Source organism: Mycobacterium sp. 4D054, assembly GCF_052245755.1.
In the GTDB taxonomy this organism is placed as follows: domain Bacteria; phylum Actinomycetota; class Actinomycetes; order Mycobacteriales; family Mycobacteriaceae; genus Mycobacterium.
Map to the genome: position 1 here is coordinate 1 of NZ_JBQQCF010000118.1, position 2,569 is coordinate 2,569.

The following is a 2,569-nucleotide window of genomic DNA, read 5'->3' on the forward strand; positions in this document are numbered from 1 at the left end:
CGGATAGTCCTCCCGGTGCTCGCGCACCAGACGGACCGCCTTCGCTCGGGTCTCCGGGTCGTACTTGCTCGGCATGACATGCACCTTCCCAAGGAAGGAGGTGCGCATCAAACGCGGGATGGTTCACTGCGGTTACCAACTTCAGCTGGATAGTGCACAGACTGAGTGCATCGCAGATGGCACCCAATGCCGCATCTATGTCGTCGGGGATGTCGGATGGCTGCAAACCGTGCAGCGCCTCCCACGCGATAGACCCGCGACACGCGTAACCGTGGATGATCTCGCTTAGATAGCCGTACACCGTTGGGGGACATACCTCCGTTCGATCCGAAAGTGCGATGTGCTCGTGGTCCAAGTCAGGCTCGAGAGTCGTGACGTTGAGATCATCGAACTGCGTGGTATCAGGCAAATCCGGTGCATCCGTGATCTTCTCGCCCAGAACTCTGATTGAATAAGCCGACCAGCAGCGAGCAATGAATTCCTGCACAGTTTCGCCGCGTTGCCGCGTGTTGCCCACCGCGTCGCCGAGCAGCAACGTCCAGCGCTCTAACTGCTGTCTCGCGACCACGGCGGCGCCAACGAGCTGCCCCGCGAGCATGAGGCGACAGGCCGAGACTGCACTTTCCAACCCCCAGGCGAGGTGAGCGGGGCCGTCTCCGTGGAAGGATGCGGGAAAGCGCTGAAGTGGTACGCCAAGCTCAACATGCGCCCTATCGAGGATCCCAATCGGCAGTAACGGCTTGAGGGCTTCAACGGCGTACCAGTCAGGTATCTCTTTGATGTTTAACATCCGCACGTTGTGCCGAGCGATCAATGCCTCAATCAGTCGCGATTCGCCCAGAGCACTCACGCGTTCGAAGTCCGCTACGGTCGGCTGCACTTGGCGTCCACGGCGATCCGCCTTTGCCACCGCGCGACGCGTCTCCTTTGCGGTCGGCTCCCGAAGCCCCGCCCGCCGCTCTGTCTTCGACCTACTTTTTCGGCCCACGGCCACCGATGATGCTGCACCGAACATCCCAGCGCTAGCGGTTTGCGAGCGCGCAGGTCAAGGCAAAAGATCCGGAAAAGCCGTCGCTAGGAGGTACGCGGTTGGTACGCAAGCGCTATTGCTGGACTTTCACGCGAGCCCTTACCTAAACTCGCAGGCTACACGCGAAACCGACTGAATCAAGCACCCTAGAGGCTTTGGAAGTACGACGCCGGTCCGAAGATTCGGAAACACGACCGCCGACTCTACTTACCTGCCAAAACTATGCTGGACGGGAGATCACGCGTTGGGCACAATGACTGAATTGTGCCCAAGAAAAAGTCGCTGCGGACCATCGATGATCTGCTCTCAGAGATTACGCCGGTTGATGCAAGCGAGGTCCAGTCTTGGTACAGAACCAGACACGGCCAACTCGCGGGCAGCGAGATACAAATGTCTGCGAAGACATTTCCTGTTCCGCCACTAATTCGCTACATCCTGGTTAGCTGCGGATGCAAGGACCTGGGGAGGGCGGAAAAGACGGCCTGGCAATACCCGTTCACACACGGCGACTGGCTTTTCATCGTTTCGCATCGAAAGTTCGGCCTCCGGCTATCGTTCTCGTATCCGACCGACAGTCAAGACGCTGCGAACGCTTGGGCACGGAGTTTTCTAGGGCGCCTCGCAGCCAGTCAGCGCTCCGCAGAATTGCTGCTCGCCGACGTTGCCGACCGCCAAATCGCGGAAGGTAACGTGACCCTCCAGAATCAGTACCAAGCGTTACGACTCACGTACGAGTACTTCCGCGAAGGCGCCCAGCTCGCTCTCGACGGAAAGGGGCGCATTCCCGAAAAAGCGCCTGGGGGAGGCTTCTGGATCGCACGAGAGGAACGAGAAGCGTTCTACAATATCGTCGCGATGTGCGGCGCCTACTTTTCCGTGATCGAGCATGTGCTTGTTTTATCCATCCCTTTCTTCGCAGAGCATAATTCGAAGGCGATCGATGTCCGCGAGGTCATCAAACTGTCCTGGGCTGACAAGTATCGTTACGTCCTCGGTGACTTAACGGGGATCGCGGGCGACTACTTCTCACGGCTTAACACCATCGCCGAAAGGTATAGGAACACGTATGGCCACGGCGCCTTTGGCAAAGATTGTGCGACCACCTATTTTCATGCTCCTGGAGTGGGGGCGATTCCGGGAAATATGACCCGAGTACGCCATAGCCCGCAATTCTCACTGGTGCCCGCCGCGGAGAGTGACTTCACGAAGGTGTGCGCCGTCTTCGATGGATGGGAGGCCGAGGTAGCCGACATTCTTATGTGGCCGGCGTGGACCTGGATCCAAGCTGGACTTGACGTCCGGTACGACCGAGAGTTTTGCAGCAAGGTCAATGCAGCGTTCGAAGCTGAACGGTTTGATCAGTTCGTAGACGAGGAAGCTGCCCAGTGGGAATGGCACGTAAACATGGAGTACTAAGCCTCGATCCACTGATGAATTGGGGTAGGTGTGCCTCGCTGGGCTGTTGAGGGCTGGTCCTGGTCGCGGGCAGGGGGTATCTGCTGGTCTGTCCAGCTGTTCCTGTGCGCTCCGGTCGGGCCT

The 2,569-nt window shown here is 58.6% G+C and carries 2 protein-coding genes; one reads left to right on the plus strand and one right to left on the minus strand.

Features of this window, described 5'->3' with window-relative positions; translation table 11 throughout:
* The coding region (locus ACTWP6_RS30080) for a hypothetical protein (protein ID WP_443189621.1) at nt 1-910 on the minus strand (910 nt) is incomplete at its 3' end.
* A 384-nt stretch (nt 911-1,294) separates the two neighbouring features.
* Between ACTWP6_RS30080 and ACTWP6_RS30085 the strand changes: the two genes are divergently transcribed.
* On the plus strand, nt 1,295-2,446 hold the full coding sequence (locus ACTWP6_RS30085) for a hypothetical protein (protein WP_443189620.1): 1,152 nt from the start codon (nt 1,295-1,297) through the stop codon (nt 2,444-2,446).
* Nucleotides 2,447-2,569: the final 123 nt, after the last annotated feature.